Source organism: Antarctobacter heliothermus (assembly GCF_002237555.1).
In the GTDB taxonomy this organism is placed as follows: Bacteria; Pseudomonadota; Alphaproteobacteria; order Rhodobacterales; family Rhodobacteraceae; genus Antarctobacter; species Antarctobacter heliothermus_B.
Window position 1 is genome coordinate 3468985 of sequence record NZ_CP022540.1, and the last position, 19458, is coordinate 3488442.

The window sequence follows — 19458 nt, forward strand, 5'->3', positions numbered from 1 at the left end:
GGATTGGCGCGGTCAGTCGTTGCTTATCACCAACCGCAGGTGACTTTTCACGTCGCCGGAGGCTGAAGCCGAAGTCGGCGCCGCGGTGCGTGGCCCATCGGCGGTTGGTTCTTTTCGCATAACTGGCGCGTCGGTCGTCGCGGGCTGTGTCGGGGCCGGTGTAACGACCGTGCCCGACAGCGCCGCCGTCACCTCGATATGGCGCAGGGTAAAGCGGCGCGGGGTGCGGCCGATGCGGCCATGGCTGATCAGCGCGCCCAAAGCACGGGTCTGGTCGCCGAAATCGGACCGCAGCGGCAACAGGATCATATGTGCCTCAAGGTCCGGTTTGCCAAAACCACCCTCGGCGGCCAAATCCAGCCGCACGATGGCCGGATCGGCAAACAGCCGCTTCACCGCTTCGCCAAAGCGTTCACGGTCCGGCGGGGCGATCAGGCACGACAGCGGCATCCCGGCGATCTGCATCCCCATGATGTCGTTCAGATGGGTGCCCGCCACGCGGATCTTGGCCATGCTGGGCGCAATCCGTTCCATCAAAAAGGCGTTTTCCAGCGCATCTTCCATGCCGCGCGGGTCAATCTGGCTGCGCATCGGCACCTCGTCCGCCGCGCACAGCCCGTGCCAATAGGCCTCGACTTGCCGCAGGGGGGCCATCCGCCGCATCCTTTCGCGTTCCGTCATGGAAACGATGCCCTTGTCTTTGCCACCTTTGCCCAACATGCCAAAACTCCCGTCGTCGGTAGCGGCTTGGTAAGGCGCGTTTGCCATCCAGCCTGCTTAATTGAGGTTACTAAATCCTTACTAGCAGAGGTTCGTTTCAAATTCGTCCCAATTCTTTGGCGAAGGTTAACGGACCGCATGTTCCTTGACCGCGACTTGCGCCCGGCTGCGTCTGCCGATACCTCGGGGCGAAAGACGGCGGAGGGGGCGAGATGCGCCAATCTATGACGGGCTTTGCAAGCCAAAGCGGACAGGGGCTTGGCCGCAACTGGATCTGGGAATTGCGCGGCGTGAACGGCAAGGGGCTGGACCTGCGGTTGCGGATGCCCGACGGGATCGACGGGCTGGAGGCCGGAGTGCGGGCCCGCTGCGCAGAGGTGCTCAAGCGCGGCAACCTGCAAATCTCGTTGAAACTTGCGGCGGATGAGGGCGACGCCGGGCTGCGTTTGGATGAGGCGCAACTGGCCGCCGTTCTGGCCGCGATGCACCGGATCGAGGCGGACGCCATGGCAGAGGGGCTGTCTCTGGCGCCCTCGACGGCGGCAGAAATCGTCGGATTGCGCGGGGTGCTGACAACCGAGGCACCAGAGGCAGAACCGGTCGCGCTGGCCGCCGCGCTGCTGGCGGATTTCGACGGAGCTCTGTCCGATTTCGTCACCATGCGCCAATCCGAAGGCGCGGCGTTGAGCGCCATCCTGACCGGGCAACTGGACGAGATCACAACGTTGGTTGACGACGCCACCCGCGCGGTGGCCGACCGCCAGCCGCAACAGGCCGACCGTCTGCGTGAACAACTGGCCCGCGTAATGGCCAATACGGATGGCGTGGACGAGGCGCGCATCGCGCAGGAACTGGCGGTGATCGCCGTGAAATCCGACATCACTGAGGAAATCGACCGGCTGCGGGCCCATATCGCCGCCGCGCGCGATCTGCTGGCGGCCGAGGGCGCGGTGGGCCGCAAGTTTGATTTCCTGATGCAGGAATTCAACCGCGAGGCCAATACGCTATGCTCGAAATCCGGCGATGCGCGGCTGACCCAGATCGGGCTGGCGCTGAAAACCGTGATCGACCAGATGCGCGAACAGGTCCAGAACGTGGAGTGACCCCGACATGACCCTGACCACAACAAGACGCGGATTGCTGATTATCCTGTCCTCGCCCTCGGGCGCGGGGAAATCCACACTGGCGCGGCGGCTGCGCGCCTGGGATCCGTCGATCGTCTTTTCGGTCTCTGCCACGACGCGCCCGCCACGGGACGGCGAAGTCGACGGCGAAGACTACCATTTCATGAGTGAGTTGGATTTCAGGAAAGCGGTCAGTCACGGCGAGATGCTGGAACATGCCCATGTCTTTGGTAATTTCTACGGCTCGCCCAAGGGGCCGGTGCGCGATGCGATCATCGCGGGCAAGGATGTGCTGTTCGACATCGACTGGCAGGGCGCGCAGCAGATGACCAATTCGGAACTGGCGCTGCACACGCTGTCGATTTTCTTGTTGCCGCCGTCGATCGCTGAACTCAAGCGGCGGCTGGAATCGCGGGCGCAGGACGACGTTGAAGTGATCGACAAGCGCATGCAGAAAAGCTGGGATGAGATCAGCCATTGGGGCTCTTATGACTTTGTTCTGGTGAACGAGGATCTGGACGAAACCGAGGCCCGGTTGAAAAGCGTGGTCACCGCGGCGCGCCTGCGGCGCACCCAACAGCCCGGGCTGCTGGATCATGTCCGAAGCCTTCAAACTGAATTTGAGGAACTATCATGACGTTGTACGCATTGGACGGAATCGCGCCGGATCTGGCGGCGGACGCATGGGCCGCGCCGGACGCCAACCTGATCGGAAAGGTGGTGCTGGAGGCGCGCGCCTCGGTCTGGTTTGGCAGCACGCTGCGCGGCGACAATGAGGAAATCCGCGTCGGCGAAGGGTCCAACGTGCAGGAAAACACGGTCTGTCATACTGACATGGGCTATCCGTTGGTGATCGGCAAAGGCTGTACCATCGGGCATAAGGTCATGCTGCACGGCTGCATCATCGGGGACAACACGCTGATCGGCATGGGGGCGACCATCCTGAACGGCGCGAAGATCGGCAAGAATTGCCTGATCGGCGCAGGCGCACTGATCACAGAGGGCAAAGAAATCCCCGACGGCAGTCTGGTGATGGGAATGCCCGGCAAGGTGGTGCGCCAACTGGACGAGGCCGCCATCAAAGGGCTGCGCAAATCGGCACTGGGGTACCAGGCGAACGCCGCCCGCTTTGCCGCCGGGCTGACGGTGCTTTAGGGCGTTGGTCGCGGGTCCATGGCGGGCACCAGACGGTCTGCGTAGATGGTCGGAAACACCGTGTCACGCTGATCTGTGTGCAACCCTGCCGACTGCCAGCGGCCATCGCGCCAAACGATCCGCATGTATCCCTTGAACCTTGGCGCGGCCAAGGCAGATCCGCGCAGGATATAGGTTTCGTGAAACCCGGTGATCTCTTGTTTATCGGCGTCCGTGAAGAAGGCACCGCCGCAAATGCGGTGATATTCGGTCACGCCCTGATCCGCGAAACAGGTCCGCGCGGCGCGGGTGACGTTCAGCCATTCGTTATGGGAATTGAACACCCGCGCGGCATCCAGCGCGCTGATCCGGTTGGGAATTGCAATGAAGGACAGCAGCGCGTCCCAATCGCGGGTCCAGAAGTGTGCCTTGATCGCGTCGATGGTGTCCTGATAGATCGCCACAGCTTCTGGCACAGAGTCTTTCTTGATCTGTTCGGCAGAAAGTTCGCCGTGAAATGGTCTGGTTCCGTCCATGTCTTTCTTATCCTTGGCCGATAAACCAAATTTCGTAACGCGGTGCTGGTATCGAATTATCACATTCAAAGACAGTCATGCATAGTTTTGAATTGTGTCGGATGCCGGTCAGGATGGAACGTCAGGTAGTACCGTGCAGGATCATTCCTATCGACCGTCTGGCGGCGATCCGCTAAGCAGCCGTCGCAAATGACAATACCTGTGGAGATGAGATGATGGCCATGACATGCCCGCCGCGCTGGGGCGGATGGGGGCCGGTGGCCCAGGTCACATGCGCCATCAGCAAGGCGCGCCTTGTCGTCTCCACGACGGTGGTGGCCTGAGATGCCGGAGTTTATTGCCGCCTTTGTTGATGCGGTGCCGCTGCCGGCGTTGGTGATCCGACGCGACGAAAGCATCGAGGCGGCCAACCCGCAGGCTCGGGCCCTTTTGGGGGCCGGGATCGTGGGTCGCCATTTCATCACCGCCTTGCGGCAGCCGCAACTGCTGGACGCAATCGAACACAGCCTGCGGGACAGCGCCCCGCGCGCTGCCGACTACATGGGCAACGATGGGCGGCAGGATACTACCTTTCGCGTGGCGGTGCGCCCGGTCGAGATGCGCAGCGGGGCAGGGGTTTTGGTCAGCTTTGAGGATGTGACCCACGCCGAACAGCTGGTACAGATGCGGCGGGATTTCGTCGCCAATGTCAGCCACGAACTGAAGACGCCCCTGACTGCGCTGATCGGCTTTATCGAAACGTTGAAAGGCCCAGCGCGCAACGATCCTGTGGGACAGGCGCGGTTCCTGAACATCATGGAGGCAGAGGCGCACCGCATGAACCGGCTGGTCAGTGACCTGCTGTCGCTCAGCCGGGTCGAGGCGGACGAACGGGTCCGCCCGACGGAACGGATTGATCTGGGTGCCTCGATCCTTGCCACCATCAGCGGCCTGTCTCCACTGGCGCAAGAGGCGGACGTCACACTGGTGCACGATTTACCTGACGCGCAAGTGGTGGTGCCCGCAGACCGCGACCAGCTGCATCAGGTGCTGACCAACCTGATAGAGAATGCGATCAAGTATTGCGGCAAGGGCACGACGGTGACGGTGCGGCTGGGTGCGCCGGACTACGCGCCGGGCCTGCGCGCGCAAGCCGCGACCCTGATCATTCAGGACAACGGGCCGGGGATCGATCCGATCCACCTGCCGCGCCTGACGGAACGATTCTACCGCATCGACACGCACCGCTCACGCGAGATGGGCGGCACTGGTTTGGGACTGGCGATTGTCAAACATATCGTCAATCGCCACCGAGGCCGGCTCAAGATCCAGAGCGAGCAGGGCGCGGGCACCCGCTTTACCATCACGCTCCCCGTCAGCTGATCTGAAACCCGACCCTTGGCGCGGGCCGAATCCCCACTTGCCGTGTGGGCGGGATGAGGCCGCGTGACGGTGCGGAAAACAGCCGCTTTTCGGGTTGCACATTCCGGTCGCCAAGCGCCTAGACGCGAATCCCCGCCGCGTCGCAGCAAAAACTGCCCGCGTCATAAAACCGTTACACAAGCGTCACAAAACCATAGCGTCGGGCCGGTAGCGGTCCGGGGCAAGGTCATCGTGGGGATGATCGTTTCCTAGGTTCACGGAGCTTTCCATGAAATTCGCTAAACTGACTGCCTCGACTCTGGCAATTGCCGCTGTTTCGGCCACCGCTGCCGCCGCGCGCGACGAAATCCGCATCGTCGGTTCGTCCACAGTGTTTCCTTACACTCAGGCCGTTGCCGAGCAGTTCTCCTCTGTGACCGGCGCTGCGTCGCCGATCGTGGAATCGACCGGCACCGGCGGCGGCATGAAGATCTTCTGCGGCGGCATCGGTGAAGGCCACCCCGACATCACCGGCGCGTCGCGCGCCATGAAGAAGTCGGAATTCGACCTCTGCGTTGAAAATGGCGTTGTCGACATCACCGAAGTTCAGATCGGCAACGACGGCCTGTCCATCGCCATGTCGCGCTCCAATGAATTCGACTGGGACCTGACCCTGACCGAAGTCTACATGGCTCTGGCAGCCGAAGTTCCCGTTGACGGCCAGATGGTTGCCAACCCCTACACGATGTGGAACGAAATCAACCCCGACCTGCCCGAAGTCGAGATCCTGGCATACGGCCCCCCGCCGACATCCGGCACGCGTGACGCCTTTGTCGAACTGGCAATGGTCGCCGGTTGCGAAGAGATCCCCTACATCCACGACATGGGCAGCGACTGGGCCGAAGAGCATTGCGCACGCATGCGCCAGGACGGTCCGTTCGTTGAAGCCGGCGAAAACGACAACCTGATTGTTCAGCGCCTGAACGCCGACGCCAACGCAATGGGCATCTTCGGGTATTCGTTCCTTTACGAGAACCTCGACACCCTGAAGTCGGTTCACGTCGACGGTGTCGAGCCCAGCCCCGAGACCATCGCAACCGGCGACTACCCGATCTCGCGCCCGCTGTTCTTCTACGTCAAGAACGCACACCGCGGTGTTATCCCGAACCTTCAGGATTTCGTCGAAGAGTATGTGTCCGAAGAGGCCATGGGCCCCGGTGGCTACCTGTCCGAGCGTGGCCTGGTGCCGCTGCAGGATGAGCCCCGCGCCATGGTTCAGGACGCTGCCATGGACGGCGTGTCCTTTACCGCCGAGTAAGTTCGGACCCCTTGTCCGAGACAAAAGTCAGGGACCGCCCGCTGCGATGCGGGCGGTCCATCAAATAGAGGCGAGGCGAGGCGCGAGATGACGTCCTACACATTCCTTCTACTGCTGGCCGTTTCGATTGCCGGTTACATCTGGAACAGGCAAGCCGCGCAGGCTGTTCGCAATGGTGGCGAACGACTGCACTCCCTGTCCGGGTTCCACGGGTTCTATTCCTTTCTGGTCGCCTTTGTGCCTGTCTTCCTGCTGTTGCTGGTCTGGATTGTTCTTCAAGGGCCGGTTGTCGACTGGATGATCATGTCGGGCCTGCCTGACGGCTCCCTTGAGGGATTGAGCACCGGCGCTCGCCAGCTGATCCTGGCAGAAATCACCACGATCTCGAACGGCACCGTCTTTGGCACACCTGACCCGTGGAAGGTTGAGGCCGCAGAGCGCATGATCCGCCTGAACCAATCCGGCTCTGTCCTGTTGCTGTGTGTTGTCGCTATTCTGACGATCCTCCTGATCGTCTTCGCCCGCTTTCGGGTTTCCGCAGAGTTCCGCGCCCGTCACGGGGTAGAGCGGATCGTCTCCGGTCTGATGATTGCCTGCGCGTCGCTGGCGATCTTTGTCACCGTCGGCATCGTGCTGTCGCTGAGCTTTGAAACCTATCGCTTTTTCGAAATGGTCTCAGTCACCGAATTCCTGTTCGGCACCAACTGGGAACCGCAGATCCCGCTGCGCGAGGATCAGGTTGCCGCCGAAGGCGCCTTTGGCTGGTTGCCGGTCATTCTGGGGACAATCGTCATCATGTTCATCGCGCTGGCACTGGCCATTCCGGTGGGCCTGATGTCGGCGATCTACCTGAACGAATTTGCGCCCAACTGGTTCCGCGCCGGTGCCAAGCCCATTCTGGAAATCCTCGCCGGGGTGCCCACGGTGGTCTACGGCTTTTTCGCCATCCTTGTGGTCGCGCCCGCCATCCGGCAATTCGGTCAAAGCATCGGCCTGGACGTGTCGCCCAACACCGCGCTTGCAGCCGGGGGTGTGATGGGGATCATGCTGATCCCGTTCATCTCGTCCTTTGCCGATGACGCCCTGTCGGCGGTCCCGCAAAGCCTGCGAGACGGTGCCTTGGGGCTGGGTGCCACCCGCGCCGAAATGATGACCACTGTGCTGTTTCCCGCTGCCATCCCCGGCATTGTCGGTGGTGTTCTGCTGGCCGTCAGCCGCGCCATCGGTGAGACGATGATCGTGGTGATGGCCGCCGGCCTGATCGCCACCATGACCATCAACCCGCTGGACAGCGTGACCACGGTAACTGTTCAGATCGTGACGCTGCTGATCGGCGACACATCCTTCGACAACCCCAAGACGTTGTCCGCCTTCGCGCTGGGTATGATGTTGTTCATCGTGACCCTGATCATCAACGTATTTGCCATCCGTATCGTGCGCAAATACCGCGAAGCCTACGACTGAGGATCATTCAATGACTGACGCATCCATGTCCGACACTTCTGCAGGGCTCAGCGCGACCGATAAGGTGGCCGCAGGTCTGGCAAAACGCCGCCGGAAACAAACCATTCTTCAGGGTCTTGGCCTGTCCGCCATCGGCTTTGCGATCCTGATGCTGTTCATCCTTGTCGCCTCGCTGGTCAGCACCGGCTACAAGGCCTTCACCCAGACCCATGTCACTGTCGAGGTCTATCTGGACCCCGAGGAAATCTCGGTCGAGCGTTTGCCGCGCGGCGGGTTCTCGGACGTTCTGGCCGCCTCGATGCTTAAGATCTTCCCCGATGTCGAAGGCCGCGCCCAGATCCGGTCGCTGACCTCGATCCTGTCAAATGGCGCCCAGTTCCAACTGCGGGACATGGTGGTCCGTGACAACGATCTGATCGGCCAGACCATCACGATCAAGGTGCCGGCATCCGACCCATTTGACCAACTCAAGAAGGGGTTGGTTGACCGAGAGACGCCCGAAGAACTGCGCCGTGTGAACAACCAACAAATCGCATGGTTCGACGCGCTGGCAGAGCGTGGCGAGATCAGCGAGCCGCTCAACTGGGGTCTGATCACCAACGCCGACTCGCGCTTTCCAGAGCTTGCCGGTCTCAAGGGTGCCCTTGTCGGGTCGTTCTGGGCGCTGCTGGTGTGCTTCCTGATCGCCTTTCCGATCGGGATCGGCGCGGCGATCTATCTCGAAGAGTTTGCCAAGCGGAACCGGGTCAGCGATCTGATCGAGGTGAACATCAACAACCTCGCAGCGGTGCCTTCGGTGGTCTTTGGTCTGCTGGCGCTGGCTGTCTTTCTGGGCTGGTTCGGGATGCAGCGGTCCGCGCCGCTGGTGGGGGGTCTGACGCTGTCGCTGATGACCATGCCGACGATCATCATCGCCACGCGGGCCGCGCTGAAGGCGGTTCCTCCGTCGATCCGCGAGGCCGCGCTGGGGGTTGGCGCGTCTCGGCAACAGGTGGTGTTCCACCACGTCCTGCCGCTTGCCATGCCGGGGATCCTGACCGGGACCATCATCGGTCTGGCGCAGGCGCTTGGCGAAACCGCCCCGCTGCTGTTGATCGGGATGAACGCCTTTATCACTTCGGCACCCGAATGGCCGACCGATGCGGCAACGGCGCTGCCCACCCAGATCTTCATCTGGGCCGACAGTCCGGAACGCGGCTTTGTAAGTCGAACCTCGGCGGCTATTCTGGTGCTGTTGGTGTTCCTCGTCACCATGAACGGCGTGGCGATCTACCTTCGCAACAAGTTTGAGCGCCGCTGGTAAGGGCCGGGCTGCGGGACTAGGAAAGCAAGAAAATGTACGACGTACCGACGAATATGGAGAGCAACGTGGAGCAGCAGGACATCAAGATCAGCGCCCGCAAGGTGCAGGTCTATTACGGCACCAACCATGCCATCAAAGACGTGGACTGCGAGATCCAGGACAAGACCGTGACCGCCTTTATCGGTCCATCGGGTTGTGGCAAATCCACCTTTTTGCGCTGCTTGAACCGGATGAACGACAGCATCGACATTTGCCGCATCGAAGGCGACATCACGATCGATGGTCAGGACATCTATGACAAGCGCGTCGACCCGGTTCAATTGCGCGCCAAGGTCGGCATGGTGTTCCAGAAACCGAACCCGTTTCCCAAGTCGATCTATGACAATGTTGCTTATGGCCCGCGTATCCACGGTCTGGCCAAGAACAAGGCCGATCTGGACGTGATCGTCGAGCGCTCACTGCGCCGCGCGGCGATCTGGGAAGAGGTCAAGGACCGGCTGGACGGGCCGGGCACTGGCCTGTCGGGTGGTCAGCAACAGCGCCTGTGCATCGCGCGCGCCGTGGCGACCGAACCCGAGGTTCTTTTGATGGACGAACCCTGTTCAGCGCTGGACCCCATCGCCACCAGCCAGGTTGAGGAACTGATTGACGAACTGCGGCAAGAGTATTCGGTGGTCATCGTGACACACTCGATGCAACAGGCCGCGCGCGTCAGCCAGAAGACGGCGTTCTTTCACCTTGGCCATCTGGTGGAATACGGCGACACCGGCAAGATCTTTACAAATCCGGTCGACAGCCGGACCGAAAGCTACATCACAGGGCGGATCGGATAATGAAAGAGCTCAACCAACATATCGCAAGCGCGTTTGATCGTGATCTTGAAGGCATACAAGCCAAGATCATGAAGATGGGTGGCCTTGCCGAGGCTGCCATCGTGAACGCGGCCAAGTCGCTGGAAACCCGCGACGAAGAGCTGGCCAATCAGGTGCGCACCGGCGATGCGGCCATCGACGCGCTGGAGGAAAGCCTCAACGAAGAGGCGGCCCGCGTGATCGCTCTGCGCGCGCCCACCGCGTCGGACCTGCGGATCGTCCTGTCGGTCATGCGCATGTCGGCCAATCTGGAACGGATCGGCGATCTGTCCAAGAACATGGCCAAGCGCACGACCGTGCTGGTACAGATGCAGCCCATCGGCGGCACGACGCAGTCGCTACGCCGGATGGCGCGCGATGTCGAACTGATGCTCAAGGACGCGCTGGACGCCTATATCCAGCGCGACGAGGCGCTGGCGCTGGACGTGATCGAACGCGACCGTGACGTCGATCAGATGTACAACACGCTGTTCCGCGAGTTTCTGACCTTCATGCTGGAAGACCCGCGCAACATCACGGCCTGCATGCATCTGCACTTCATCGCCAAGAACATCGAACGCATGGGCGATCATGTGACGTCGATTGCCGAACAGGTCGTGTTCCTGACATCGGGGCGCAAGCCGGACGACATTCGCATCAAGGATGACCGCACCTCGACCGACCCCCGCCTGTCCATGGAAGGGCTGGACGGCGACGAGGACAGTGAGGATTGAACCGATGGCCGCAGATCAGCCGACAGTTCTGGTGGTCGAGGACGAAGCCGCCCAGCGTGAGGTCCTGACCTACAACCTCGAAGCAGAGGGGTTCCGCGTTGCGCGCGCCGAAAACGGCGAAGAGGCGTTGATCCTGCTCGACGAGGAAAACCCGGACATCATCGTGTTGGACTGGATGTTGCCCAATGTGTCCGGGATCGAGGTGTGCCGCCAGATCAAGACCCGCCCCGATACACGCAACGTGCCGATCATCATGCTCTCGGCCCGCTCGGAAGAGGTGGACCGGGTGCGTGGGTTGGAAACCGGGGCGGATGACTATGTGGTCAAACCCTATTCGGTGATCGAATTGATGGCGCGCGTGCGCGCGCAACTGCGCCGCACCCGCCCTGCGGCGGCGGGTCTGCGGCTGGAGTATCAGGACATCATGCTCGATTCCGAAACCCACCGCGTCACGCGCAACGACAAGTCGCTCAAGCTGGGTCCGACCGAATTTCGCCTGCTGACCACCTTTATGGAAAAGCCGGGCCGGGTCTGGTCGCGCGAGCAACTGTTGGACCGGGTCTGGGGGCGCGACATCTATGTCGACACGCGCACCGTTGACGTCCATATCGGGCGGCTGCGCAAGGCGTTGTGCCAGCATGGCGGCGGTGATCCACTGCGCACGGTGCGGGGCGCGGGCTACGCGCTTGGCTGACAGTGCCCTAAGTGCCTGACAAAGGCCGGACCGTTGCACAACGGTCCGGCCTTTTTTTCGTTTTTCGTCCGGTTGGAACTGCATTTGCTTGAACTCTGCCGCGACTGCGTCATTTTGTTCCGAAATTGTGCTCACGGGGGTCTCATGTTTCGTTTTCTTGCCGCGTTCTTTGCCTTGGTTATATCCGTCACCGCCGCCTCGGCGCATGAGGTGCGTCCCGCCATCGGCGATCTGTCTACCGGCGAGGACGGCGTGGCGCTGGTCCTGCGCCTGAGCATGGAGCCGGTTCTGGCCGGCGTCGATCTGGAAGGGGTCGAGGACACCAACGACACCGACCGCGCCGATGTGGTGGACCGACTGCGTGCCCAAGACCCTGACGCGCTGAAGGCCCAGATCGAATCCGCCATGGGCGGCGTGCTGGACCAGATCGCCGTTGCGGCGGATGGCACCGACGTGCCCCTGACGGTGACGGACATTCAGGTCGACGACGTGCCACAGGTCGATCTGCCACGCGAATCGAGGGTGTTCCTGTCAGGCGATCTGCCGGGGGGCGCACAGGTTCTGACCGTCACCTGGCCGTCAGAATACGGCACGCTGATCCTGCGGCAAATAGATGTGGAGGACGGCTTTACCGGCTATCTGACCGGCGGCACCTCTGATCCCATCGCCATTGGGGGCGGCGACGCCATGTCCGGTCTGGGCACCTTCAACTACTACATCCCGGTCGGGTTTGAGCACATCTTGCCCATGGGACTGGATCATATCCTGTTTGTGCTGGGGCTGTTCTTTCTTTCCACGCGGATGGGCCCGCTGCTTTGGCAGATCTCGGCGTTTACGCTGGCGCATACGGTGACTCTGGCCCTTGGGGCGCTGGGGTATGTCAACATCCCCGGCAATATCGTCGAGCCGATCATCGCCGCCTCTATCGTCTATGTCGCAGTCGAAAACATCGTCTCTGACAAACTGCACCGCTGGCGACCGCTGGTCATCTTTGTCTTTGGCCTGTTGCACGGACTGGGCTTTGCAAGCGTTCTGGGAGAGTTCGGTCTGCCTGCGGATCAGTTCATCCCGGCGCTGATCGGGTTCAACGTCGGTGTGGAATTGGGCCAGTTGACGGTAATTGCCATCGCGTTCCTGTTGGTGTTCCTTGCGCAGCGGGTGGACGCCGGGCGCACCGATCTGCGCACCGGGCAAGTGGTCTACGGAATCCTTGCGTTGGGGTTCGTGGCGCTTGGTTTTGTTCTGAATGGGCCGGGCTTTACCGAAACGATGGGTGCTGGCGCGCCGGTGTTCCTGTGGCCATTGGCCGGGCTCAGCGTGCTGTGCCTGCTTTCGGCGACCTTTGTCAGCGACGTGCGGGCCTATCGCCATTTCGTCGCTGTGCCAGCCTCGCTGGCCATTGCCTGTGTCGGCGCATATTGGTTCGTCGAACGCGTTTTCCTGTGAAACGACCCGTGCGGGCGGCATCGCGGGGCAGGGGGCTTGCACCCTGCCCGGACCTGCTGTAAAGGCCGCTCCACGTACTCCGCAGGCGGGGGCGGGCACTTTGGGGGAGACATCCCCAAACGTCCACCGGTTGAGGCATCCGCCTTGATCCCCCGCCAAGGCATAAACCGGAAAGGATAGAAGCATGGCTCTTCCCGAGTTCAACATGCGTCAGCTGCTCGAAGCTGGCGTTCACTTTGGCCACCAGACGCAGCGCTGGAATCCCCGCATGGGCGAGTTCATCTACGGCGCGCGCAACGGCATCCACATCATGGACCTGACGCAGACCGTTCCGATGCTGGACGCGGCGCTGAACGCGATCCGTGACTGCGTTGCCAAAAACGGCCGCGTGCTGTTTGTCGGCACCAAGCGTCAGGCCGCACAGCCGATCGCCGAAGCCGCTGAAAAATGCGCACAGTATTACATGAACCACCGTTGGCTGGGCGGCACGCTCACCAACTGGCAGACCGTTTCCAAGTCGATCAACCGCCTGCGGGAAATCGACGAAAAGATGGAAAACGGCGCCGAGGGCCTGACCAAGAAAGAGCGTCTTGGCATGGAACGCGACCAGACAAAGCTTCAGGCATCGCTGGGCGGTATCCGTGAGATGGGCGGCGTGCCGGACATGCTGTTCGTCATCGACGTCAAGAAAGAAGCACTGGCCGTGGCCGAAGCGAACAAGCTGGGCATCCCGGTTGTCGCCATCGTCGACACCAACTGCTCGCCCGCTGGCATCGACTACATCATCCCCGGCAACGACGACGCGGCCCGCGCCATTGCGCTGTACTGCGATCTGGTCAGCCGCGCTGCTCTGGACGGGATGACCGGCCAGATGGAAGCCGCCGGCATCGACCTTGGCGCGCTTGAAGATGCGCCCGTCGAAGAGACGCTGGTCGAAGCTGGTGAAAAAGCCGAAGGCTGATTGCCTTCGCGGGCGGTGTCGCAAAAGCGATACATGCCCATGACATGAGGGGTGGCCAAAGCTGCGGGTTTCAGATCCGCGGCGGCCACCCGACCTCCTGCAATGAGACGATGAGGAGAGCCAAACCATGGCGATCACTGCTGCACAGGTGAAAGAACTGCGCGAAATGACTGGCGCGGGCATGATGGATGCCAAAAAAGCGCTGGTGGAAACCGACGGCGACATGGAAGCGGCCATTGATTGGCTCCGCACCAAAGGTCTGGCCAAGGCCGCCAAGAAATCCGGTCGTACCGCAGCCGAGGGCCTTGTGGCCGTCGAGGTTGCCGGTGGCAAGGGTGTGGCCGTCGAGGTCAACTCGGAAACCGACTTCGTCGCCAAGAACGCCGACTTCCAGAAGATGGTTGGCGGGATTGCCAAAGCCGCGCTGGGTGTTTCGGACGTTGAGGCGCTCAAGACCGCCGACATGGGTGGCAAACCCGTGGCCGACGTGATCACCGACAAGATCGCCACCATCGGCGAGAACATGTCGCTGCGCCGTATGGCAACGGTCGAAGGTGACGTTGTTGCGGCCTATGTCCACAACGCGGCGACCGACGGCATGGGCCAGATCGGTGTTCTGGTTGCGCTGAAGGGCGGCACCGAAGAGTTCGGCAAGCAGGTTGGCATGCACATCGCCGCCATGAACCCCGCTGCGCTGAACGAATCCTCGCTCGATCCGTCCGTGGTCGAGAAGGAAAAGCAGATCCAGATCGACATCGCCAAGGAATCGGGCAAGCCCGACGCCGTGATCGAAAAGATGATCGTTGGCCGCATGAAGAAGTTCATGGCTGAGGTGACTCTGCTGGGCCAACAGTTCGCGCTGGACACCGACAAGACCGTCGAGCAGGCCGCCAAGGACGCGGGCGCTGAGGTTGTCGGCTTTGTGCGGATGCAGGTTGGCGAAGGCATCGAAAAAGTCCAAGAGGACTTTGCCGCCGAAGTGGCCAAGGCCGCTCAGGGCTGATCTCTGAGTTGATCCTTTGGGCTGATCGGGCCTGAACGCACCATCATCAACGCCCCGAACGCAGTTCGGGGCGTCTTTTTTGCGTTTGGCGGCACCAAATGCAACGTCTTTGAGCGAACCACCGCCGGAACGGGCGTCCCCGACAGACTTGCCTTGCCGGAACGGCCAAGGCTCCGCATGGTAGTAAGAGATGGCGTACCGCGATTATCAGGGCAGGGCGCACGGAGAAAACTGAGGATAGGATTCGGGGCCCCCAGTGAGACATTGGGGATGAGATCCAGGGACCCCGAAAGAGTGCTGGCCGACGGACGCGATAATTACGCCGTCGAACCAGCGTCCGGCAAACACCGGAAGGCACCGCAGGGCCCGGAAATTAGCGGGTTGCGGTTCCTTTGCTCCATGGCCAAAGCCACCACTCACGGAACAAGGGAACAATCGCAATTTACTTTTCGTAAAGGAAGTACGGATTTCCTGACTGAAGGGTAAAATGCCCGGACTCACGCAAATTTTAAGTGAATCGACGGATGGTTTCCCTTTGACATCAAGGTCTTGGCTAGGCTGTTATTTTGTTGTGCAGCCAACATGTACATTTTTTTCATTGTGCAGCCAGAATGTACATTTGGTTGTGAAACGCCGCTTTGGCCACGGCCTGCGCTGTGGTTTCCACATTTAGCGTTTCACGGGCGAGGCGCAGATGCTTCTCAATCGTGGCCTGTGTCAGGCCCATGATCGTTGCAATGTCTTGCATCGTCTTGCCGTCACCAACCCATTCCAACGCCTCGCGCTGGCGTGGTGTCAGGTTCTGACCCGCCAGCGGCAGCGGCAAGGTCATGATCTTGAGATGCACCAGATTGTTCAGCAGAATGATATCCTGGCCATGCTTTGCCCAGATAGCATCAGCCTCGTCCTGGTTCAGCTCGGGGCGCGTGGTCAGCGAAATCGCCCCTTTGGCGCGATGTGACACCGACTGAAAGCTGATGGTATAACCCGCGTGGACCTTGTGCTGCAGGTTGAAGGCCACCACCTTGGCCGCTTTCTCGTCCAGCGTGCCCTTGTTGATCTGCTCGACCATCGCGCGCCAGCTGCTATGACCCTCGTTCTCCAGCGCCCAGCGGACCATCGGCGCGTAGCGGTACAGACCGTCTTCGACAAAACCCTTGCGGTAGGCGGGGCTATGGTTGGTCAGTACGATAAAGTCATTCGGATCGCCAAAACTCGTCGCCGTCATGAAGCGCGTGAACCCATAGATCAGCCGGTCAAACCCATAGCTGTCCATCTGCGCGCAGTGCATTTCCCAAAGTTCCTGCACGTCGTGGGCGTTGGTCACGTCGATCAGGTAATCTCTCAGCTCGGGGGTCATGGCCGCGTCTCCAGAAAGCCCAACAAGGCGTCTATGGCCAACTTATAGCTGTTTACGCCAAATCCCGCTATGACGCCGATGGCGACCGGCGCAATAAATGACGTGTGGCGGAAACTCTCCCGCGCGTGGACGTTTGAAAGGTGCATTTCCACGGTGGGCATTTCGGTGCCCTTGATCGCATCCATCAACGCAATAGAGGTGTGCGTATAGGCCCCGGCGTTCAGCACGATCCCGGCATGTTTGCCGCGCGCCTCGTGGATGTGGGTGACAAGCGCGCCCTCGTGGTTGGACTGTGCGCAGGTGACGTCAATCCCGTGCGTCTTGCCGTGCGCCACACACATCTCCTCGACATCGGCGAGGGTCGTGTGGCCATAGATCTCCGGCTGGCGTGTCCCCAAAAGATTGAGATTGGGGCCATTGAGTACAAGGATAGAGGTCATGCGCGTCTCCGGTGCTTTGGCCGGTTGGTAAAGGGCGCCGCGCTACGCTGTCCAGCGTCCCACAGCAGCGGTTGGTGATTTGCCATCAATCGTTGCGCGGGGGACGCGAATTTCCGGGGGTGTACCGCGAGTTTTCAACATGGTGGCGTCGCCATACCAATAGACCGGTCTAGGGCGTGCCTGACGTACTTTGGATGCGCCCTATAATTACATAATACTGATTATAGGAATTGCAGATGGCGGTTTACCCTCGTCCCATCAGACCTGTGATCAGCGCTTGCGTCTGGCTCCATTGACGTCAAACTGCGCACGAAACAACTCTAACGGGAGAATTAAATGACACTTCGTTTCATCGCCGCTGCCACCCTTGCGTTTGGTCTGGCCCAACCCGCCGTGGCCCAGGACATGATCGACGCAGCGGCAATGGCTGACTATATCACTGGAAAGGCGTATCAGGGCATCAATCCCGAAACCAATGAGCCTGTCGCCAGCGTGGTCTACCATGCGGATGGCACCTCTACCCTCTGGATGGCCGGTCCGGACGGCACCACGCCCAAGGATGAGCCCGGCAGCTACCGGATCGAGAACAACACCTATTGCACCCGGTATCTGAACTTCCGCGACAACAGTGAGAACTGCTTTACGCTAGAGGACATTGGCGACGGCAAGACACAGGCCTATTACACCGATGGCCGCACGGCGCTGATCCTGTCCCCGATCGAGATCCCCGATCGTTTCAAGTAACCATTGCGCCGTGCGCTGTAACTCATTGATAGGCGTCTAGAAAAACGCCTGCAGGCCGGTCTGCGCGCGGCCCAGTATCAGGGCGTGGACATCATGGGTGCCCTCGTAGGTGTTCACCGTCTCAAGGTTCATCATGTGGCGGATGACCTGGAATTCGCCCGAGATGCCGTTGCCGCCATGCATGTCCCGCGCCATCCGCGCGATGTCCAAGGCCTTGCCGCAGTTGTTGCGCTTCAGGATTGAGATCATTTCGGGCGCGGCCTTGGCCTCATCCATCAAACGACCCAGCCGCAGACACCCTTGCAGCCCCAGCGCGATTTCGGTCTGCATGTCGGCCAGTTTCTTCTGGAACAGTTGCGTCTGCGCCAGCGGCTTGCCGAATTGCTTGCGGTCCAGACCGTATTGCCGCGCCGCGTGCCAGCAGAACTCCGCCGCCCCCAGAGCACCCCAGCTGATGCCGTACCGGGCACGGTTGAGACATCCAAATGGCCCTTTAAGCCCTTGAACATGCGGCAATAACGCCTCTTCGCCAACCTCGACGCCCTCCAGCACCACTTCGCCGGTGACAGAGGCGCGCAGGCTGAGTTTGTTGCCGACCTTGGGCGCTGACAGGCCTTTGCTGCCTTTCTCCAGCACAAAGCCGCGGATCTTGCCGTCATGGGCGTCGGATTTGGCCCAGATCACAAAGACATCCGCGATGGGGCTGTTGGAAATCCACATCTTGGAGCCGGTCAGACGATAGCCGCCCTCGATCTTTTCGGCACGGGTTTTCATGCTGCCTGGGTCGCTGCCTGCGTCCGGTTCGGTCAGGCCGAAACAGCCGATCCACTCCCCGCTGGCCAGTTTCGGCAGGTATTTCTTGCGCTGTTCCTCGGACCCGTAGGCATAGATCGGATACATCACGAGGCTGGACTGCACCGACATCATCGACCGATAACCGGAATCCACCCGTTCGATCTCACGCGCGACAAGACCGTAAGACACGTAGGAACTGCCAAGCCCGCCGTATTCCTCGGGCACGGTGATCCCCAGCAGGCCCATTCCCCCCATCTCGGCAAAGATGCCGGGATCGACGGTTTCCTGTGCGAACGCATCAATGATGCGCGGCGCCAATTTTTCCTGCGCAAAGCTGCGCGCGCCCTCGGCCAGCATCCGCTCTTCATCGGACAACTGATCCGTCAGGCGAAACGGGTCTTGCCAGTCGAACCCGGCCAGATCCGGCGCGTCCTTGGGTTTCAGCGTCGGTTTGGGGTCGGTCATCTCATTCATGGCGGGCTCCTGATGTGCGTGTTGCGCGCAGTATAGCTTGCGCATGTGGAATGAAAAAACGACATTATCGCAGGAATACATGAGGAATCGGAATGCATCTGCCGTCCCTGCCCGCCTTGCGCGCGCTAGAGGCACTGGACCGTCTGGGCAGTGCCACCGCCGTCGCGCAGGAGTTGAACCTGACGCAAAGCGCCGTGTCGCGGCAACTCAAAACCCTTGAGGAGCAACTGGGCGCATCGCTTTTCCTGCGTGGAAACAGGGCCTTGCGGCTGACACCTCAGGCGCGCGTTTTTGCCGAAACCGTGCGTGAGTCGCTGCACCAACTGACACAGGCGGCGATGGCGCTGCGCATGGACCCAACCGGCGGCGCGCTCAACCTTGCGATCCTGCCCAGCTTTGGCATGCGGTGGCTGGTGCCGCGCCTGCCGGATTTCACCCGCCGCCATCCGGAGGTGACCGTGAACATGACCACCCGGCTGCGCCCCTTTAGCTTTGCCTTGGAACCATTTGATGCGGCGCTACATTTCGGAACGCCGGACTGGCCCGACACGCATCACCTGCGGCTGATGACAGAGACCGTGCAACCGCTGGCCGCGCCCGCGCTGTTGCCCGACGGCCCGGTCACACTGGACGCGCTGCGCCGCCTGCCGCTGTTGCACATCCAGACCCGGCCAGAGGCTTGGGCCGGTTGGTTTGTCGCACAGGGTTTGCCCCCCGGACCGCTGCCCGGGGCCAGTTTTGACCAGTTCACCGCCATCCTGCAGGCGGCGCTGCACGGTTTGGGCGTGGCGCTGCTGCCCGACTACCTTAGCACGCAGGAACGCGCGGCGGGCACCTTGCGGCCCGCGCACCACGCCGCGCCGGTCAGCCTAGGGGCCTATTACCTTGTCTGGCCCGCCGACCGTGGCATGCCGCCCGCGTTGCGCGACTTTCGCGACTGGCTGGCCCTGTGCGCCGACGAAGACGACCTGTTGCCGCGATGACAACCCCAATGCGGGTTGCACCGCCCTGCCCTT

General features: G+C 61.3%; 20 protein-coding genes. 15 read left to right on the forward strand and 5 right to left on the reverse strand.

The annotated features are described in order from the left end of the window. Positions 1 to 12: 12 nt before the first annotated feature. Positions 13 to 768, reverse strand: a complete 756-nt coding sequence (locus tag ANTHELSMS3_RS16675) for a PAS domain-containing protein (RefSeq protein WP_254694761.1) — start codon at positions 766 to 768, stop codon at positions 13 to 15. 164 nt (positions 769 to 932) lie between these two features. Between ANTHELSMS3_RS16675 and ANTHELSMS3_RS16680 the strand changes: the two genes are divergently transcribed. The 3 genes from ANTHELSMS3_RS16680 to ANTHELSMS3_RS16690 are packed head-to-tail and all read left to right on the forward strand — an operon-like array spanning position 933 to position 2999. Further along, complete coding sequence (locus tag ANTHELSMS3_RS16680; protein WP_094035855.1) at positions 933 to 1823, forward strand: YicC/YloC family endoribonuclease; 891 nt, start codon at positions 933 to 935, stop codon at positions 1821 to 1823. A gap of 7 nt (positions 1824 to 1830) precedes the next feature. Further along, entirely contained in the window at positions 1831 to 2481 is a 651-nt protein-coding gene (gene gmk / locus ANTHELSMS3_RS16685) for a guanylate kinase (protein WP_094035856.1), read from the forward strand. Next, the gene (locus ANTHELSMS3_RS16690; protein ID WP_094035857.1) at positions 2478 to 2999 is read left to right on the forward strand and encodes a gamma carbonic anhydrase family protein; all 522 of its coding nucleotides are present in this window, start codon (positions 2478 to 2480) and stop codon (positions 2997 to 2999) included. Before gmk ends, ANTHELSMS3_RS16690 begins: the two co-directional genes overlap by 4 nt. On the opposite strand, the gene ANTHELSMS3_RS16695 is transcribed toward ANTHELSMS3_RS16690, so the two are convergent. Further along, positions 2996 to 3514 (reverse strand): hypothetical protein, encoded by a 519-nt coding sequence (locus ANTHELSMS3_RS16695; RefSeq protein WP_094035858.1) that lies wholly within the window; start codon positions 3512 to 3514, stop codon positions 2996 to 2998. The genes ANTHELSMS3_RS16690 and ANTHELSMS3_RS16695 overlap by 4 nt on opposite strands. Before the next feature lie 324 nt (positions 3515 to 3838). On the opposite strand from ANTHELSMS3_RS16695, the gene ANTHELSMS3_RS16700 reads away from it, so the two are divergent. From ANTHELSMS3_RS16700 to tsf, 10 genes are all read left to right on the forward strand, one after another. After that, on the forward strand, positions 3839 to 4876 hold the full coding sequence (locus tag ANTHELSMS3_RS16700; protein ID WP_094035859.1) for a sensor histidine kinase: 1038 nt from the start codon (positions 3839 to 3841) through the stop codon (positions 4874 to 4876). A gap of 268 nt (positions 4877 to 5144) precedes the next feature. Then, complete coding sequence (locus ANTHELSMS3_RS16705) at positions 5145 to 6173, forward strand: substrate-binding domain-containing protein (protein WP_094035860.1); 1029 nt, start codon at positions 5145 to 5147, stop codon at positions 6171 to 6173. Positions 6174 to 6260: 87 nt separating this feature from the next. Beyond that, positions 6261 to 7637, forward strand: coding sequence for a phosphate ABC transporter permease subunit PstC (gene pstC, locus ANTHELSMS3_RS16710; RefSeq protein ID WP_094035861.1), 1377 nt, complete (start codon positions 6261 to 6263; stop codon positions 7635 to 7637). A gap of 10 nt (positions 7638 to 7647) precedes the next feature. Next, positions 7648 to 8940, forward strand: a complete 1293-nt coding sequence (gene pstA / locus ANTHELSMS3_RS16715; protein ID WP_217621221.1) for a phosphate ABC transporter permease PstA — start codon at positions 7648 to 7650, stop codon at positions 8938 to 8940. Positions 8941 to 8972: 32 nt separating this feature from the next. Then, positions 8973 to 9773 carry a phosphate ABC transporter ATP-binding protein PstB gene (pstB, locus tag ANTHELSMS3_RS16720; RefSeq protein ID WP_094035863.1) on the forward strand — a complete coding sequence of 267 codons (801 nt, stop codon included), beginning with the start codon at positions 8973 to 8975 and terminating at the stop codon, positions 9771 to 9773. Further along, entirely contained in the window at positions 9773 to 10525 is a 753-nt protein-coding gene (phoU, locus tag ANTHELSMS3_RS16725) for a phosphate signaling complex protein PhoU (protein WP_094035864.1), read from the forward strand. The genes pstB and phoU overlap by 1 nt, the downstream gene beginning before the upstream one ends. A gap of 4 nt (positions 10526 to 10529) precedes the next feature. Beyond that, positions 10530 to 11219, forward strand: a complete 690-nt coding sequence (gene phoB, locus ANTHELSMS3_RS16730) for a phosphate regulon transcriptional regulator PhoB (RefSeq protein ID WP_094035865.1) — start codon at positions 10530 to 10532, stop codon at positions 11217 to 11219. Between the two features lie 144 nt (positions 11220 to 11363). Continuing rightward, positions 11364 to 12665 carry a HupE/UreJ family protein gene (locus tag ANTHELSMS3_RS16735; protein ID WP_094035866.1) on the forward strand — a complete coding sequence of 434 codons (1302 nt, stop codon included), beginning with the start codon at positions 11364 to 11366 and terminating at the stop codon, positions 12663 to 12665. Between the two features lie 184 nt (positions 12666 to 12849). Beyond that, positions 12850 to 13626 carry a 30S ribosomal protein S2 gene (rpsB, locus tag ANTHELSMS3_RS16740; RefSeq protein WP_094035867.1) on the forward strand — a complete coding sequence of 259 codons (777 nt, stop codon included), beginning with the start codon at positions 12850 to 12852 and terminating at the stop codon, positions 13624 to 13626. Between the two features lie 127 nt (positions 13627 to 13753). Beyond that, positions 13754 to 14629 carry a translation elongation factor Ts gene (tsf, locus tag ANTHELSMS3_RS16745; protein ID WP_094035868.1) on the forward strand — a complete coding sequence of 292 codons (876 nt, stop codon included), beginning with the start codon at positions 13754 to 13756 and terminating at the stop codon, positions 14627 to 14629. A 595-nt stretch (positions 14630 to 15224) separates the two neighbouring features. Here the strand turns inward: tsf and ANTHELSMS3_RS16750 are convergent. Both ANTHELSMS3_RS16750 and aroQ read right to left on the reverse strand, forming a co-directional pair. Beyond that, positions 15225 to 15989, reverse strand: a complete 765-nt coding sequence (locus ANTHELSMS3_RS16750; RefSeq protein WP_094035869.1) for a helix-turn-helix transcriptional regulator — start codon at positions 15987 to 15989, stop codon at positions 15225 to 15227. After that, the gene (gene aroQ / locus ANTHELSMS3_RS16755; RefSeq protein WP_094035870.1) at positions 15986 to 16429 is read right to left on the reverse strand and encodes a type II 3-dehydroquinate dehydratase; all 444 of its coding nucleotides are present in this window, start codon (positions 16427 to 16429) and stop codon (positions 15986 to 15988) included. Before aroQ ends, ANTHELSMS3_RS16750 begins: the two co-directional genes overlap by 4 nt. 336 nt (positions 16430 to 16765) lie before the next feature. On the opposite strand from aroQ, the gene ANTHELSMS3_RS16760 reads away from it, so the two are divergent. Continuing rightward, positions 16766 to 17173, forward strand: a complete 408-nt coding sequence (locus tag ANTHELSMS3_RS16760) for a hypothetical protein (RefSeq protein ID WP_094035871.1) — start codon at positions 16766 to 16768, stop codon at positions 17171 to 17173. A gap of 36 nt (positions 17174 to 17209) precedes the next feature. Here ANTHELSMS3_RS16760 and ANTHELSMS3_RS16765 read toward each other — a convergent pair whose 3' ends face one another. After that, positions 17210 to 18433, reverse strand: a complete 1224-nt coding sequence (locus ANTHELSMS3_RS16765) for an acyl-CoA dehydrogenase (protein ID WP_094037195.1) — start codon at positions 18431 to 18433, stop codon at positions 17210 to 17212. A gap of 101 nt (positions 18434 to 18534) precedes the next feature. Between ANTHELSMS3_RS16765 and ANTHELSMS3_RS16770 the strand changes: the two genes are divergently transcribed. Further along, complete coding sequence (locus ANTHELSMS3_RS16770; RefSeq protein ID WP_094035872.1) at positions 18535 to 19425, forward strand: LysR substrate-binding domain-containing protein; 891 nt, start codon at positions 18535 to 18537, stop codon at positions 19423 to 19425. The last annotated feature ends 33 nt before the right edge of the window (positions 19426 to 19458 follow it).

Coding starts and splice junctions, on each gene's coding strand:
- ANTHELSMS3_RS16675 (WP_254694761.1), bottom strand. CDS start 768: ATGGCAAACGCGCCTTACCAAGCCGCTACCGACGACGGGAGTTTTGGC.
- ANTHELSMS3_RS16680 (WP_094035855.1), top strand. CDS start 933: ATGCGCCAATCTATGACGGGCTTTGCAAGCCAAAGCGGACAGGGGCTT.
- gmk (WP_094035856.1), top strand. CDS start 1,831: ATGACCCTGACCACAACAAGACGCGGATTGCTGATTATCCTGTCCTCG.
- ANTHELSMS3_RS16690 (WP_094035857.1), top strand. CDS start 2,478: ATGACGTTGTACGCATTGGACGGAATCGCGCCGGATCTGGCGGCGGAC.
- ANTHELSMS3_RS16695 (WP_094035858.1), bottom strand. CDS start 3,514: ATGGACGGAACCAGACCATTTCACGGCGAACTTTCTGCCGAACAGATC.
- ANTHELSMS3_RS16700 (WP_094035859.1), top strand. CDS start 3,839: ATGCCGGAGTTTATTGCCGCCTTTGTTGATGCGGTGCCGCTGCCGGCG.
- ANTHELSMS3_RS16705 (WP_094035860.1), top strand. CDS start 5,145: ATGAAATTCGCTAAACTGACTGCCTCGACTCTGGCAATTGCCGCTGTT.
- pstC (WP_094035861.1), top strand. CDS start 6,261: ATGACGTCCTACACATTCCTTCTACTGCTGGCCGTTTCGATTGCCGGT.
- pstA (WP_217621221.1), top strand. CDS start 7,648: ATGACTGACGCATCCATGTCCGACACTTCTGCAGGGCTCAGCGCGACC.
- pstB (WP_094035863.1), top strand. CDS start 8,973: ATGTACGACGTACCGACGAATATGGAGAGCAACGTGGAGCAGCAGGAC.
- phoU (WP_094035864.1), top strand. CDS start 9,773: ATGAAAGAGCTCAACCAACATATCGCAAGCGCGTTTGATCGTGATCTT.
- phoB (WP_094035865.1), top strand. CDS start 10,530: ATGGCCGCAGATCAGCCGACAGTTCTGGTGGTCGAGGACGAAGCCGCC.
- ANTHELSMS3_RS16735 (WP_094035866.1), top strand. CDS start 11,364: ATGTTTCGTTTTCTTGCCGCGTTCTTTGCCTTGGTTATATCCGTCACC.
- rpsB (WP_094035867.1), top strand. CDS start 12,850: ATGGCTCTTCCCGAGTTCAACATGCGTCAGCTGCTCGAAGCTGGCGTT.
- tsf (WP_094035868.1), top strand. CDS start 13,754: ATGGCGATCACTGCTGCACAGGTGAAAGAACTGCGCGAAATGACTGGC.
- ANTHELSMS3_RS16750 (WP_094035869.1), bottom strand. CDS start 15,989: ATGACCCCCGAGCTGAGAGATTACCTGATCGACGTGACCAACGCCCAC.
- aroQ (WP_094035870.1), bottom strand. CDS start 16,429: ATGACCTCTATCCTTGTACTCAATGGCCCCAATCTCAATCTTTTGGGG.
- ANTHELSMS3_RS16760 (WP_094035871.1), top strand. CDS start 16,766: ATGACACTTCGTTTCATCGCCGCTGCCACCCTTGCGTTTGGTCTGGCC.
- ANTHELSMS3_RS16765 (WP_094037195.1), bottom strand. CDS start 18,433: ATGACCGACCCCAAACCGACGCTGAAACCCAAGGACGCGCCGGATCTG.
- ANTHELSMS3_RS16770 (WP_094035872.1), top strand. CDS start 18,535: ATGCATCTGCCGTCCCTGCCCGCCTTGCGCGCGCTAGAGGCACTGGAC.